The sequence below is a fragment of the Vibrio sp. D3 genome (genome assembly GCF_043995865.1).
Lineage (GTDB): Bacteria > Pseudomonadota > Gammaproteobacteria > Enterobacterales > Vibrionaceae > Vibrio > Vibrio diabolicus.
In genome coordinates, this window is record NZ_CP171887.1 from 1,661,506 (window position 1) to 1,675,947 (window position 14,442).

The 14,442-nt window shown below is 42.6% G+C and carries 8 protein-coding genes; 1 reads left to right on the plus strand and 7 read right to left on the minus strand.

Features of this window, described 5'->3' with window-relative positions; translation table 11 throughout:
* Positions 1-297: 297 nt before the first annotated feature.
* The 7 genes from ACHFJ9_RS15675 to ACHFJ9_RS15705 all read right to left on the minus strand — a co-directional run bounded on the left by ACHFJ9_RS15675 (position 298) and on the right by ACHFJ9_RS15705 (position 12,542).
* Positions 298-5,139, minus strand: a complete 4,842-nt coding sequence (locus ACHFJ9_RS15675) for an NAD-glutamate dehydrogenase (RefSeq protein ID WP_225461686.1) — start codon at positions 5,137-5,139, stop codon at positions 298-300.
* Positions 5,140-5,340: 201 nt separating this feature from the next.
* Entirely contained in the window at positions 5,341-5,559 is a 219-nt protein-coding gene (locus tag ACHFJ9_RS15680; RefSeq protein WP_046876238.1) for a DUF2835 domain-containing protein, read from the minus strand.
* 64 nt (positions 5,560-5,623) lie between these two features.
* A complete protein-coding gene (pepN, locus tag ACHFJ9_RS15685; protein ID WP_395355409.1) occupies positions 5,624-8,230 on the minus strand; it encodes an aminopeptidase N in 2,607 nt (868 codons plus the stop codon).
* A 228-nt stretch (positions 8,231-8,458) separates the two neighbouring features.
* The gene (locus tag ACHFJ9_RS15690) at positions 8,459-9,124 is read right to left on the minus strand and encodes a hypothetical protein (RefSeq protein WP_005396553.1); all 666 of its coding nucleotides are present in this window, start codon (positions 9,122-9,124) and stop codon (positions 8,459-8,461) included.
* Between the two features lie 195 nt (positions 9,125-9,319).
* The gene (gene prc / locus ACHFJ9_RS15695; protein WP_005396554.1) at positions 9,320-11,326 is read right to left on the minus strand and encodes a carboxy terminal-processing peptidase; all 2,007 of its coding nucleotides are present in this window, start codon (positions 11,324-11,326) and stop codon (positions 9,320-9,322) included.
* A gap of 17 nt (positions 11,327-11,343) precedes the next feature.
* Positions 11,344-11,970: an RNA chaperone ProQ gene (proQ, locus tag ACHFJ9_RS15700; protein WP_005396555.1), complete on the minus strand. Its 627-nt coding sequence runs from the start codon at positions 11,968-11,970 to the stop codon at positions 11,344-11,346.
* A 98-nt stretch (positions 11,971-12,068) separates the two neighbouring features.
* Entirely contained in the window at positions 12,069-12,542 is a 474-nt protein-coding gene (locus ACHFJ9_RS15705) for a GAF domain-containing protein (protein WP_065646467.1), read from the minus strand.
* Positions 12,543-12,634: 92 nt separating this feature from the next.
* Here ACHFJ9_RS15705 and ACHFJ9_RS15710 point away from each other — a divergent pair, with 92 nt between their 5' ends.
* The gene (locus ACHFJ9_RS15710; RefSeq protein WP_053807440.1) at positions 12,635-14,431 is read left to right on the plus strand and encodes an ABC transporter ATP-binding protein; all 1,797 of its coding nucleotides are present in this window, start codon (positions 12,635-12,637) and stop codon (positions 14,429-14,431) included.
* The last annotated feature ends 11 nt before the right edge of the window (positions 14,432-14,442 follow it).

Below are 14,442 nucleotides of genomic sequence, written 5' to 3' on the forward strand. Positions count from 1 at the left end.
AAAAGCCCCGTATAAACGGGACAATATTATTTACTGTTTTTCATCGTAATTCAATGAAAATGAATGTATTAAGTAAAAACCTATATCTTTCTAATATTTTCAAATATAAAACAAACAATTAGAGTAAGATTTCAACAATAAAATTTATAACTAACCACCCTAAAGCAATCGATTTCAGCCTATTTTAACTTCCCAGCGCTGTTACACTGTAACTCACCCGCACTATAGTAGAAACGATGAGCAACAAAAAAGCCTCGCTAAATAACGAGGCTTTTATTTACAATTTGACTAGCTCATCTACTCTTTCGACGAACAGTTGAGATTCAAGAGTACTAATTCTCGAAGTGCTACAGAAAACTTAGCAAATTCGTGGACAGAGCCAACTTTGAACTCATTTAAGATGCTTTCCCAACGGTGCAGTGATTGCTCGTTAGTTTCCATCCAATCTTCTAACGCTTTCATCACGTCTAGCTCTTCCGTTGCACAGCCGCAATTTAATACCTGAGCCGTAAGTTGACGTTGTTGCCAGTCCAGATCTTCTCGGAATGCAGCTCTTGCCAGTGCCTGCCAGTTATTATCAACGGCTTGGCTGTTAATTTGCTTCAAGAACCAGTGTAACGACAAACGGTCTCCTAAGTTAAAGTAGAGCTTCGATGCTTGCTCAACCGTTTTACCTGTTTCACTCGCCACTGATGAGATATCCAGTGCAGATTGTAAGCTGGATAAACGAGCGACTTGATGTGCAAGTTTCTCTTCTACCCCTTTCTCAATCCACCCTTGAGCAAGTTCATTGTGTTCTTCTACTTCAGACTCAACCAGCATAGTGTCTAAGGTTTCAGTGATAACATTGACATCTTGCTTGTAGATAGCAATCAGCTCACCAACTGTGCATTTACCACTACGGTTGCGAAGCAACCAACGTGCAATTCGACGTAGTGCTCGACGAACATAAAACATGATTTCGTACTGAGCTTGAGCAGTGGCGATATTATCGAGTTCACGAGTCTGCTTAAGAATTGCTTCTAGATCGAAAATTTCACGAGCCGCACTGTATGCGTTAGCAATATCGACAACACTTGCACCGGTTTCTTCTTGCAAACGAGTGACGAAGTTACAGCCCATTTCATTAACCATCTGGTTAGCCAATGCTGTAGCGATAATTTCAGCTCGCAGTGGGTGATTAACCATTTGATCTTTATAGTTACGTCGTAACGCACTTGGGAAATATTCAACAAGCTGTTTCGCGTGGAATTCATCATTCGCGATTTCATCCGTAACAAGTTGCTGTTTAAGTACCATTTTACCGTAGGCAACCAACACTGATAGCTCAGGGCGAGTCAGACCTAGTCCCTGTTTTTCACGCTCGATTAGCGTTTCATCATCAGGGATGTATTCGAGAGCACGATCCAAGTACCCTGCTTTTTCCATGGTATGGATGAATCGAATTTGTTCCTTAACAATGCCAACACCTTGCTGTTCAGTAACGGAGATCGACTCAGATTGACGGTAAGCATCATCTAAGACAATTTCACCCACTTCGTCTTCCATAGACTCTAGAATTTGGTTACGTTGCTTAACCGTAAGATCGCCATTTGAAACCAATCCATTGAGGAAGATCTTGATGTTGACTTCATTATCCGAACAGTCAACGCCACCCACGTTATCAACGAAGTCTGTGTTCACTCGGCCGCCAGTCAGTGCGTATTCAATACGACCAAGCTGAGTCATACCCAAGTTACCGCCTTCGCCAACTACTTTTGCTCTTAAGTCACGGCCGTCAATGCGCAGCATGTCGTTAGCACGGTCACCAACATCCGTATGAGTTTCTGTCGAGGCTTTAACGTAAGTGCCGATACCACCATTCCAAAGCAGATCGACTTTCATTTTCAAGATCATCTTAATCAGATCATTAGGCGCTAAAGATGCTTTCTTAGTACCTAACATTTTCTGAATTTCTGGCGTTAACTGGATCGATTTTGATCGACGAGAGAAGATGCCACCACCTTGAGAGATCAAATCTTTATTGTAATCTTCCCAGCTTGATCTTGGCAGATTAAACAAGCGGTTACGTTCTTCCCAGCTGGTGGCTGAATCTGGATTTGGATCAATAAAGATGTGCATGTGGTTAAAGGCAGCTTGCAATCGAATATGCTTCGATAACAGCATACCGTTACCGAACACGTCACCTGCCATATCACCTACACCGATTGCGGTAAAATCAGTGGTCTGACAGTTGATGCCCATTTCACGGAAGTGACGCTTAACTGATTCCCAACCACCTTTTGCAGTGATACCCATCGCTTTGTGGTCGTAACCATTAGAACCACCTGAAGCGAATGCGTCACCTAACCAGAAGTTGTACTCTGCAGAAACAGAGTTCGCTAGGTCTGAGAATGTTGCTGTGCCTTTATCTGCCGCCACTACTAGATATGGGTCATCTTCGTCATGGCGCACAACGTTTTGTGGTGGCACGACTTCACCTTCAATGATGTTATCCGATACATCAAGTAGCGCACGAATAAATCGTTTGTAACAACGTTGGCCTTCAGCAAAGATCTCATCACGGGTTGTGAGAGATGGCTGGCGTTTACAAACAAAGCCGCCTTTGGCACCCACAGGTACGATAACGGTGTTCTTAACTTGCTGAGCTTTTACGAGACCAAGAATCTCTGTACGGAAATCTTCTTGACGGTCTGACCAACGTAAACCACCACGAGCCACTTTTCCGCCACGAAGGTGAACACCCTCAATATCTGGTGCGTACACAAAGATCTCGAACGCGGGTACAGGCTGCGGAATCTCTGGAATATCGCTCGGTTTCATTTTCAAAGATAACCAAGGCTTAGATTGCTTGCTTTCGTCTAATTGATAGTAGTTAGTACGAAGTGTCGCCATGATCATGTCTATGTAACGACGAATAATACGATCGTCATCCAAGCTCTCTACACGATCCAACTGCTCTGTTAGCTTTTTAATCAGATCGTTTTGGCCTTTTTCACTGCCTTTGTGTTTCGGATCGAATCGCTTGGTGAACAGCTTGACTAGACCTGTTGCTAAGTCTGGGTAGTGGCTTAGCGTGTCTTCGATGTATTGTTGACTGAATGGGAAACCGACTTGGCGCATGTATCGAGCATAAGCACGAAGAATGGAAATTTCACGCCCAGATAGCGACGCACCGAGTACCAATCGGTTAAAACCATCACTTTCAAGGTTGCCCGCCCAAATTGCGGCAAATGCTTGTTGGAAACGATCACGAGCCTCACGAAGATCAACTGTTTTCTCGCTCTTATGCAGCATAGAGAAATCAAGGATCCAGAATGTCTGTCCGTTGTTTTTCTCGATCTCATACGGTGATTCACCGATCACTCGCAAGCCAAGGTTTTCAAGCATTGGCATTACGTCAGAAAGATGGATTGGCTCATCGCGATGGTATAATTTCAAGCGAACAGCTTTTGAATCCGCCCCCTCTTCTTGAGGTCGGTAGAACAACATGCCAAGTTTATTATCATCACTTAACGCTTCTAAGCGTTCAATATCTGCAACCGCAGAACCTGGCATCATGTCCTCTTTATATGAGCGAGGGAACGCACTCATGTATTCTTTTGAAAGAGGAAGGCCTTTGCTTTCACCAAAGTTAGCAATGATGGATTCTTTTAGTCTGTCATCCCAAGAGGTAGAAACTTCCATTAGGTTTTGCTCGATCTTTTTCACGTCTACGTCAATGTTGTTATTGTCTACACGAACAATGTAATGTGTTCTCGCTAGTGGGCTTTCTGAGAAGAACGTTGTAAATTCAACCTCTTGCTCGCAACCAAAGTACTGCTTAAGAATGCGTTGAGTTTGACGACGTAACTCTGTGTTGTAACGATCTTTAGTGACATAAACCATGCAGCTAAAGAAACGACCAAATGGGTCCTTACGAACAAATAAACGCAGTAGGTCACGATCTTGCATTTGTACAACACCCATACCCACCTCAAGCAGTTCTTCTTCATTTGCTTGAAGTAGTTCATCGCGTGGGTAGTTTTCTAAGATATTGTGCAATGCTTTGTATGAATACGATCCGTGACGATATCCGCTCGCTTCAAGGATACGGTCCACTTTTTCACGGATCAGAGGGATGCTTTGTACCGCTTGGTTATACACGGCAGAGGTATATAGACCAGTAAAGCGATGCTCACCTATTACTTTACCGTTTTCATCAAACTTCTTAATACCGATGTAATCAGTATAAGCTGGACGGTGAATACGAGATGCTTTGTTACCTTTTGTGATGATCAGAGCGTATGGCTTTTTCGCTTCTAACCGCGCTGAATCTGAAAGCTCAGATAGCTTGACGCTACGCACACGCTTGTCATCAGCAAATAGACCAAGTCCTTTTTCTTTAGCAGGAACAAGCTCGGTATCACCATTGACTTCTTCTAAATCATAATCTTTGTAACCCATAAAGGTAAAGTTATGATCTTCTAGCCAACGAAGAAATGCGATCGTTTCGTCCATACGATCCGTTTGGATAGAAACACGATCTTTATTTTTCTCAAGTTCATCAGTCACAAGCTTAAGCTTATCAACCATTTGCTTCCAGTCATCAACGACTAAACGAGTGTCAGATAGAATTTTTAACAGCTCTTCTTTAAGCGCTTGCATCTCTTCTTTACTAGTAAGGCGGTCTACCTCGATATGGAACAGTGATTGAAGAACACCACCCTCACCGTTTACGTCGGTAACTTGGCCTTTTTTATCACGCTGTATCTGTGTTGGGTTGTTTAACATTAAGTGGCAAACAAGATCCAAACGCGCTAAAGCCATTTTGACTGAGTCCACTAAGAATGGACTATCTGGAACAACAATTTCTACGATTGTGTGTGTGGATTGCCAGCCTTGACGACTTACGGTCGGGTTAAATACTCGTACCGAAATCTCTTCTGGTTTTTTTTCATTGATATGGTGCCAAAGGCTGACGACAGCACCATAAAGATCGGATTCGTTTCGCTGAATCAGGTCATCATCAGCAATGTTACTGAATAAGTGTTGAGCAAGTTTAGTTACAAGCGTTTGGTGAGAAAGCTCGAGTTTGTCTTGAATCAGTTGGTAAACTTTTTCAAGCAGAACCGGCACTACATTTTCACGCGCGGTCATATTCACACTCCACATTAGAATTGTTGTTTTGTAGGGGGACTTAGTAGCTAGGTTGTTACCTTAGAAACTAAGCATAGGTAATGCATGTGCCCATTGTAAAAGCATAATTACAAATGTTTAACAACTAATCGTGGTGGTAAGAGGTGAAATGTCCGATTCTGTGACTAAGATTCCTATTTAACTCTCTGCAAATACAATACATCACAGAGTTTCTAACTTAAGAAACTTATTATTTTGGTCAGTTGTTAGTCTAAACTGGCCTTTAATGCCTAATTGACTAAGAAATGGTCTAAATCGTGCGGCGGGTAACTGCAAACGTAAACCGTTATGTGTGACGACTTGAACAACACTTGCCGCGCCAGAATAATGGGATAAAAACGTTTGATATGAAATATTGAGGTTGAAGTAGTAATAGTTCATGAAGTAAAAACTAAGTGACATAAACAATAAGGTGGCCTTAATGACCACCCTATTGTGTTGTTTACTATTCGTCTAGTGCTTTAGTCACTTTTTCGAATAAGTCTTTAGCAAGATTATCCATTGCTTTGAGCTTTTCAAGTTCTGCTTTGATCAAAGCTTGGCGACCTTCATCGTATTTACGGAACTTAAGCAAAGGATCAATCATTCGAGAAGCTACTTGTGGGTTCGAATCATTAAGTTGGCGAAGGATTTCTCCTGCAAATTGGTAACCTGCACCGGATTTATCATGGAAACGTACTGGGTTAGCACTTAAGAACGAGCCAATCAAACTGCGCGTACGGTTCGGGTTCTTCAAACTAAATGCTTCGTGGTTCATGGTGGCTTTCACTTTTTCAAGTGCATCCTCTGCAGGATTGCTACCTTGAAGTGCAAACCACTTGTCCATAACCAAACCATCGTGCTTCCATTTATCGCTATAGTCTGCCATAAGAGCTTCACGACACTCAAGCTGTGCACTATTTGCCGCACTCATCGCTGCAATCGTATCTGTCATGTTATTTGCAGATGCGTATTGTGCTTTCACTAAATCATTACCTTTTTCCGTATGTGCTAGGTATTGCAGACAACGGTTACGTAATGCACGCTTGCCAATCGCAGCATGATCGATCGTGTACTCTGTTTGCTTCAGTGTATGATAAGTTGCACTTAGCTCATCGTCTAACTCTTGAGAAAGTGACACTGTAATGCTGTTTAGCACTTTGTCTACGGCATCGATGTCAATTTGCTGGTACCAGCCAGTAATCTCATTAATTGAAGGCAAAGAGAAAACTTGAGCAATGAAAGCTGGCTCAAGCGTCTCATCCAATAGCACACCACGGAACGCATCTATCACGCCTTCAGAAAGCGACACGTCTTGTCCGGCTTGAACGTTTTTCACGTTCTGACGAATGTACTTAGCCAATAGCATTTGGCTTGCATCCCAACGAGCGAAGTCATTCGTCGCGTGTTTCATCAAGAAGACTAATTCATCATCACTGTAGTCGTATTCTAGTTTTACTGGTGCCGAAAATTCACGCAACAAAGATGGCACTGGTTGTTCTTCGACATTCTCGAATACGAACGTTTGCTTATCTTGTTTAATATCTAATACGTTATGAACAGATTCACCGTTAATCAGCAATGGGATAACTTGACCTTTCGAATCGTACAGCTCGATATCAAACGGAATGTGCAGCGCTTGCTTCTCAGCCTGGTCTTGCGTTGGCTCCGTAAATTGCTCTACCGTTAGTGCGTAAGTTTTTGCATTGGCATTGTATTCGCTATTTACGCGCAGCGTCGGTGTACCAGACTGGCTGTACCATAGACGGAATTGTTTTAAATCGACACCGGTGGCATCTTCCATTGCAGAAACAAAGTCTTCACATGTGGCAGCAGTACCATCGTGACGCTCAAAGTAAAGTTTCATCCCTTTTTGGAAGCCCTCTTCGCCAAGGAGTGTATGGTACATGCGAATAACTTCGCTGCCCTTTTCATACACTGTTAGCGTGTAGAAGTTATTCATCTCAATGACTTTGTCAGGACGAATCGGGTGAGACATTGGGCTTGCATCTTCTGCAAACTGAGGGCCACGGATGATACGTACGTTATCGATGCGGTTATCTGCGCGAGAGCCTAAATCAGAAGAGAATTCTTGGTCACGGAATACGGTTAAGCCTTCTTTTAGACTTAGTTGGAACCAGTCACGGCAAGTGACACGGTTGCCAGTCCAGTTGTGAAAATACTCATGACCGATCACAGCTTCGATACCTAAGTAGTCACGATCGGTCGCCGTTTGGTCATTCGCCAGAACATACTTTGAGTTAAAGATGTTTAGGCCTTTGTTTTCCATTGCGCCCATATTGAAGAAATCAACGGCAACGATCATGTAAATATCCAGATCGTATTCAAGGCCAAAGCGTTCTTCATCCCACTTCATCGAGTTGATCAGCGATGTCATCGCATGGCCTGCACGATCTAAGTTACCTTTATCAACAAAGATTTCTAAATCAACACTGCGACCTGACATCGTTGTGTATTTGTCACGCAGTACGTCAAAGTCCCCTGCGACAAGAGCAAACAAGTAAGCTGGCTTTGGATGCGGGTCCTGCCATTGAACCCAATGACGACCGTTCTCTGCATCGCCTTCTGCAATTCGGTTACCATTGCTCAGCAAATATGGATAAGCGGATTTATCTGCGATCACTTTTGTCGTGTATTTTGCCAGAACATCAGGACGATCTAAGTAATAAGTAATACGACGGAAGCCCTCGGCCTCACACTGAGTACAAAATGCGCCGCCTGATTTGTACAAACCTTCGAGTGCTGTATTCGCTTCAGGATCAACTTTGGTGACGATTTCAAGTTCAAACTCGGATGGAAGATCGGTCAGTACAAGCGATGATTCTTTCACTTCGTGATGAGCCCAATCCTCACCGTTTACTTTTACAGCGCGCAGCTCAAGCCCCTCGCCATCGAGTTCTAGCGTTGTTATATCGCCTGTTTGAGCAACCTTTGATATCGCCGTAACGATGGTGTCATTGTCATAAAGATCAAACGTAAGATCGATATCGGTAATCGCGTGAGATGGCTCTTGATAATCTTTACGATATTTGGCCTGGGGAGCTTGGGACATGAGCATAAATCCTTGTATGTCGAACAACAAAAATACCAGACTGCATGATCAAAAATGCAGTTCTGGTATCACTATATAAGCTATTTGTAGGGGTTGTGGTATCAGAATACAAGTCTTTCCATCAAAAAACGGAGCTTTTAGTGCTCTAGCTCCGTTTTTTGATTAACATTTAAACAACATTGACAATTTACCGTATGCTCGCGTAATTTGTCGTAGCAAGATAAGCTATCAAGGCGTTACCCGATTAAGTACCGCGTACATATCGCCATTTGAATCTTCGATCGTTAATTCATTTTTGTTGAGCTTATAGGTGGTCCCGTGCTCGCCATTTTCATAGAGCAAGACTAAATATTCATCTTCTGTGTAGAAAACACCTTGCTTGATTGACTCATCCCCTTCTTCGTTGGATACCCGAAACATAAACACGAAGTCAGGTTGAAGTATCAGATCCATATGGTTGATGTTGTTTGCCACAAGGCCATCTCCGGATACATAAGAGCTAGACCATATGCCCGCTAGCGAGTTAGACAACCCTTTAGTAAAAGTCACACCATTAAGATCAAGCGTATTGTGATTATTGCGATAGGCATAAATTTGAGGCTCATCTGTGTTTAAGCCAAGAACGATGGTGTCTTCATTGGCGTTATACAATCCTTCCCAATGATCGACAGAATAATCTTTCTTTTGAATATCAATAGAAAAGCTGTAGTCGGAACCCAGTGACAGTTTTATCGCACGAAAATTTTCAGCCGACTCTTCGGGGTTTGGGTTCATTAAATACCAGTCTCCGATGAGAAACGGCGTGTCAAAGTGACTTAATTCATCTTCTCTGGTGTTTTCTCCGCTAAACACACTAAAGCAGCAAAAGCTAAGTAAAATAAAGAACCATTTCATATCGGCATCCTTATCGTTTTCTTTTAGCTTAGGCAGTAGTCCTCACTTTCGCGAAATTTTAGATGTAGATCACGTAAATTATTGGGAAAAAATAAGCGAATATCTTACTTGATACTCAATACAAACAAAGATGAAAAGACATAAAAAAAGAGTGAGCCTGAAAGACTCACTCTTTTTACTTTGAATTGCCAGTTATTATGACTGATTTTTCTGCTTGAGCAGATCAACCATAATCGCGACAGACTCATCTAAATAAACATCAGGCGCTTCATAATCTTTAGGTATATCATCCAATGTTTTGAATGCTTCCTTACCTAAAGCAGCTTGACGCTCATTGATGCGTTGCAAACGAAGTGCTTCCGCTTTATCCGATTCAGCCTTACGAACTTTCTCGTTCAAAGACAACATATTATCGTCTTTTTCTTTACGATACTTCTCTATGTCTTCATTGATGAAACGGAATTCCATCTCATCAGAAATACGCTTGTTATGAAGAGCGGTGAGTTTTTCAACTAGTGCTTCGTTGCTTGGGAAGGTTTGATATTTTGCTTTATCAATCTGATCCCAAGGTAGTGCATTGTCTTCTACACTTTCACCCGTTTCAGAAGCTTCAATTGGTGTTGGGTACGAAATATCGGGTGCAACACCACGATTTTGCGTACTTCCACCGTCAATACGGTAGAACTTCTGAATCGTGTACTGAACGTAGCCTAGCTCTTTATCGAAAAGATCGTAGATATGATTCAGTGAACGATGCTGTTGAACCGTACCTTTACCGAAAGAATTTTCACCTAAAATAATTGCACGATTATAATCTTGCATTGCTGCTGCAAAAATTTCAGACGCTGAAGCACTGTAGCGGTTAATCAACACCGTCAGCGGACCATCGTAGCTCACTTTTCCGTCAGTATCGGCGTTCACCTTAATACGACCATAGCTGTCACGAACTTGAACAACAGGACCTTCTTTAATGAATAACCCTGTTAATGCTGTCGCTTCCGTTAATGCACCACCACCGTTGTTACGTAGATCAACGATTACGCCGTCAACGTTTTTGGTTTTTAACTCAGCAAGCAGTTTATCGGTATCTTTCGACAAACCGACGTAGAAACTTGGCACTTCTAAAATACCAATCTTCTTACCATCTTTTTCGATGATCTCCGACTTCACTGCGCGATCTTCTAGACGAACTTTGTCACGAACAATTGTGACAATGTAACTCTTAGCATCGTTACCTTCTGGCAAGATCTGTAGATTAACCTTTGTGCCTTTTGGGCCTTTGATTAATTGAACTACATCATCCAGACGCCAACCGATCACGTCGACAATCTCTTCACCGTCTTGTCCAACACCGATGATTCGATCCCCTTCGCCAAGCTGCTTGCTCTTCGACGCAGGGCCACCAACAACAAGTGAACGAATTACTGTGTAATCGTCAGTCATTTGCAGAACGGCACCAATGCCTTCCAGAGAAAGGTTCATTTCCGATTGGAATTGCTCAGCATTACGTGGAGAAAGATAGCTAGTATGAGGGTCGACTTGTCGGGCGAAGGCATTCATATATAACTGGAATGCATCTTCGTTATTAGTCTGTGTGATCCGCTTCATCGCGTTGTTATAACGCTTCTCTAAAACCTCTTTAATCTCTGGCCACTCTTTGCCAGTCAGTTTCAGATTTAACGCGTCATATTTCACACGCTTGCGCCACAACTCGTTGAGCTCTGCTTCGTCTTTTGGCCATGCAGCTTCAGAACGGTCTAACTCTATCTCGTCATCAGTATCAAACTTGATCTCTTCGTCGAGTAGCGTTAACGCATAAGCAAAGCGCTCGAAACGCTTTTGCATTGAGAGGTTATAAACATCAAAAGCAATTTGGTTGTTACCAGCTTTTAGCTGATCATCAAGCTCAATTGACCAGTCTTTAAAAGAGTCGATGTCCGCTTGAGTAAAAATATTTCTATTATAATCAAGCAATTCTACATAGCGCTCAAAGATCGCTTTGGAGAAATCATCATTGAGGCTGAAATGCTTATAATGAGAGCGGGTAAATCGAGAGGTGACTCGTTTGCTAGCTGTTTCGTGCTGAACTTCAGGAGCGAGAACCGGCAAGTCATCTTTATGTAGTTTGGCTTCGAGAGCCTGAGCTGATGCTGCTAGCCATAAGCTAGCAGCAATCAGTGTCACTTTTGAACGGCAATTCATGCGTAGGAGTATCTCCTTTATGCGCGCAAGTGCTCCGCTTTCACAACCATTTGTAGGCCGTTAGCAAGTTGAACACGTACATCATCCTTATTGATTTCAACAATGGTCGCTGCCATGTTTCCTTTGCCCATGTTCACGTTAACTGCGTTACCTACTGTGATTTCGTCAGCATTTAGAGCGCGCGTTTCTACAGGCTTAGTTGGTTTTTGTACTTTTGGTTTGTTAGTACGACGAGGCTGTTGAGGCTTTTTAGCCGCTGGTTTCGCTTTCGCCTTACCCTCTTCACGAGCTTTTTGTGCTTGTTCTTTACGACGAGCTTGAACTTTTGCCTTGCTTTCTGCAAGTGTCGCTTTCGCGTGTTCAACGTGCTCTTCTTCTAGCTCACCACAAGGGTTGCCGTCTAGGTCTACACGTACTGCACCTGGTTTTACACCATGTAGGTAACGCCATGATGAAGTGTACTGTCTTAACGCTGCACGAAGCTGTGTTTTGCTTACTTTTTCGTCTTCACTTAGACGTTCCGCAAGATCTTGAAAAATACCAATTTTCAGAGGTTTTGCTTCACCTTCTAAAGTAAAGCACTTAGGGAAACATTCAGCAATATATGCAATAACTTCTTTGCTGTTTTTTAACTTTTCAGTCATGAGGGTTCCTGATTTGAGCGGATTTCCGCGAAGCATTAAGAAAAAATATTCTCGTATTATAGTGACATGCCAAGGAAAAACCACACTCGAGGGCTAATTTATGCGTCGTTCGCGTGTGAATTAAGCAGCTTTTCTACTTCAGCCATGAAATGAGTGAGACCTTCTTCGTCTGTTTCATTGAATCGACCAATACTTGGGCTGTCAATATCAAGGACACCAACTACCTCTCCATTGATAGAAAACGGAATCACAATTTCCGAATTACTCGCTGCATCGCACGCTATATGTCCCTCAAATTCATGAACGTCGTATACTCTTTGTATGGTGTTAGTTTTTGCAGCAGTACCACAGACACCGCGCCCCATAGGAATGCGGACACAAGCTGGTTTTCCTTGGAACGGACCAAGAACGAGCTCTTCACCTTTTGCTAGGTAAAAGCCAGCCCAGTTAAGATCGTCCAATTCCATGAAAAGCAGTGAGCTCAAGTTTGCTAGGTTAGCAATAAAGTCAGGCTCAGACTCAATTAGAGCAACGGCTTGTTTGGTTAGTCTATGGTATTGTTCTATGTTCATATTAACTTCCTACTTACTATAAAAGCTTCCATTCTCACTGTATGGCGCTAAAATGCAGCCCTACTTTATAATAGGACTTATTCTCAATTACAATGCTTCTGAAAAATGACACTATTAGCCGTTCTTGGTTGATAACACAAGTAAAAAAGCACAAGTCCAAGCTGATCATAGCGAACTTGATAGCGGTGCTTGCAACCTTGATTAGTGTTCCAATCCCCCTTCTCATGCCGTTGATGGTTGATGAGGTTTTATTGGACCAACCAGCAAAAGGCTTAGCTGCTATGAATGCCATTCTCCCTGAAGCGTGGCACACTCCGACGGGTTATATATTTTTCACCCTTTTCTTGGTCGTCCTGATGCGAGCTGCAAGTCAGGGGTTAAATATCCTTCAAAGCCGACAATTTACACTTGTTTCTAAAACGATCACGTTTGAGATGCGCAGTAAAATGATCGACAAGCTTGGTCGTATCAGCATCCGTCAATACGAAACCAAAGGCAGCGGAGGCATCAACGCCCACCTTATCACTGACATTGAGACCATTGATAAATTTATTGGTTCTACGTTAGCAAAATTCGTTATCAGTTTTTTAACGGTCATTGGTACTGCCATCGTTCTGCTTTGGCTCGACTGGCGACTTGGTCTATTTATTCTGCTAGTTAACCCTATTGTCATTTACTTCTCACGTAAACTAGGAAGTATGGTTAAACATCTGAAACGGAAGGAAAATCATTCTTTTGAAATTTTCCAAAATCGTTTAGTTGAAACATTAGATGGCATTTACCAGCTGCGCGCAGCCAATAAAGAGCGAGAATTTCTCCAGCAACTCAAAGACAGTGCGAACCAAGTTCGTGTGGATGCAGACAAGTATGCGTGGCAATCAGAGGCAGCAGGTCGCGTCTCTTTCCTACTCTTCTTAATCGGTTTTGAGTTATTCAGAGCCGTCGCCATGCTGATGGTCATGTTTAGTGACCTCACTATTGGTCAAATCTTTGCTGTTTTTGGTTACCTATGGTTTATGTTGTCTCCTGTTCAAGAGCTGCTCGGCATTCAGTTTTCTTGGTACAGCGCGAAAGCTGCGTTAAAACGCATCAACGACTTATTAGTATTAGAAGAAGAACAAAGACCAGTACCTAAGGTAAATCCTTTCAAAGAAGACAGAGAAGTCGATGTTAAAGTAGAAAACGTAGACTTCTCTTATAATAATGAAAACAAAGTTCTAGATAACCTTTCTTTACATATACCGGCAGGAAAGAAAGTGGCGCTAGTTGGTGCGAGCGGAGGCGGTAAGTCGACCTTAATACAACTACTTATTGGGGTTTATCGTCAAAACTCCGGTAGCATTCGCTTTAATGATGAATTAACAGAAGATATTGGTTTTGAAGTAATTCGTGACAAAATTGCCGTGGTATTACAGCAACCTATACTATTTAACGACACCTTGAGGCATAATCTAACACTCGGTGGGAATTTTGACGAAATGTCACTTTGGCGAGCTCTTGAAGTAGCTCAGCTGCAAGATGTTATTTCTCAACTGAACCACGGTTTGGATACTCAAGTCGGCCGTAACGGCATTCGTTTGTCAGGTGGTCAACGACAACGCCTTGCCATCGCAAGAATGGTGCTGAGTGATCCTCAATTTGTTATTTTAGATGAAGCCACGTCTGCGCTTGATACCGCTACTGAAGCGGCATTGCACAAAGCATTGACTGAATTCTTACGTGGTAGAACAACATTAATCGTTGCGCACCGTCTATCAGCCGTAAAACAAGCCGATTTGATCTACGTGCTTGAAGATGGAAAAGTGACGCAAACAGGTACTCATGGTGAGTTAGTTGAGCAAGAAGGCTTATATCAAACCTTATATGGGGGCATACAGTCCCACGCTTAAATCGTTCAAGT

What these genes read in the sequence shown, in the direction of transcription:
- prc (WP_005396554.1), bottom strand. Translation starts at nt 11,326, where the DNA reads ATGAATTGCCGTTCAAAAGTGACACTGATTGCTGCTAGCTTATGGCTA.
- ACHFJ9_RS15710 (WP_053807440.1), top strand. Translation starts at nt 12,635, where the DNA reads ATGCTTCTGAAAAATGACACTATTAGCCGTTCTTGGTTGATAACACAA.
- ACHFJ9_RS15680 (WP_046876238.1), bottom strand. Translation starts at nt 5,559, where the DNA reads ATGAACTATTACTACTTCAACCTCAATATTTCATATCAAACGTTTTTA.
- ACHFJ9_RS15705 (WP_065646467.1), bottom strand. Translation starts at nt 12,542, where the DNA reads ATGAACATAGAACAATACCATAGACTAACCAAACAAGCCGTTGCTCTA.
- ACHFJ9_RS15675 (WP_225461686.1), bottom strand. Translation starts at nt 5,139, where the DNA reads ATGACCGCGCGTGAAAATGTAGTGCCGGTTCTGCTTGAAAAAGTTTAC.
- pepN (WP_395355409.1), bottom strand. Translation starts at nt 8,230, where the DNA reads ATGTCCCAAGCTCCCCAGGCCAAATATCGTAAAGATTATCAAGAGCCA.
- proQ (WP_005396555.1), bottom strand. Translation starts at nt 11,970, where the DNA reads ATGACTGAAAAGTTAAAAAACAGCAAAGAAGTTATTGCATATATTGCT.
- ACHFJ9_RS15690 (WP_005396553.1), bottom strand. Translation starts at nt 9,124, where the DNA reads ATGAAATGGTTCTTTATTTTACTTAGCTTTTGCTGCTTTAGTGTGTTT.